The organism is Pseudomonas sp. SIMBA_041, assembly GCF_046535095.1.
Classification (GTDB): Bacteria; Pseudomonadota; Gammaproteobacteria; order Pseudomonadales; family Pseudomonadaceae; genus Aquipseudomonas; species Aquipseudomonas mucoides.
This window is the reverse complement of record NZ_JAWRXJ010000246.1, coordinates 1-276: the sequence shown is the minus strand read 5'-3', so window position 1 is coordinate 276 and position 276 is coordinate 1. Positions and strand designations below refer to the sequence as shown.

Below are 276 nucleotides of genomic sequence, written 5' to 3'. Positions count from 1 at the left end.
CCCTTGTTGAGCATCGCGACGAGAGACCCGATGATTTCGAGGTGGCTCAGCTCCTCCGTCGCAATATCGAACAGCATGTCCTTTCGCCCGGGATCTTCCTCGCCGACGGCCTGTATGAAATAACGCATCGCCGCGGCAAGCTCACCCTGTGGGCCACCGAACTGCTCGAGTAGCAGGTTGGCAAGACCGGGGTTGGTGACGTCGACGCGCGCGGTATATTGCAACCGCTTGTTGTGCATGAACATGTGACTCTCCTTTTGATTAAGAGTGCATAAC

General features: G+C 56.5%; 1 protein-coding gene. It reads right to left on the bottom strand.

All coding sequences use genetic code 11. The features are described 5' to 3' along the window. Positions 1–245 (bottom strand): manganese catalase family protein (locus SB725_RS31040; protein ID WP_410923230.1); only part of this gene is annotated, 245 nt, incomplete at its 3' end. Positions 246–276 lie beyond the last annotated feature (31 nt).